The sequence below is a fragment of the Galbibacter marinus genome (assembly GCF_000300875.1).
GTDB lineage: Bacteria > Bacteroidota > Bacteroidia > Flavobacteriales > Flavobacteriaceae > Galbibacter > Galbibacter marinus.
In genome coordinates, this window is record NZ_AMSG01000080.1 from 1 (window position 1) to 210 (window position 210).

The window sequence follows — 210 nt, forward strand, 5'->3', positions numbered from 1 at the left end:
CAAGGGAGAAGCGGATCTGGTTTACAAAAAAGGAAAGTTTTTCCTTTGTCAAACCATTGAAGTTTGCCAGGAAGAAACTAAAGACGTGGATGATTTTATAGGTTGCGATTTTGGAATCACGGATATCGTTGTAACCTCTGATGGTGTTAAGCATTCTGCTGATGGGCTTAACACCTACCGCAAGCATCGGCAAAAGGTTCGGAGTTCTAT

At 41.9% G+C, this 210-nt stretch carries 1 protein-coding gene; it reads left to right on the plus strand.

The genetic code is table 11. The annotated features are described in order from the left end of the window. Positions 1-210: hypothetical protein (locus I215_RS16340; protein WP_008992967.1), on the plus strand; the 210-nt coding region annotated here is incomplete at both ends.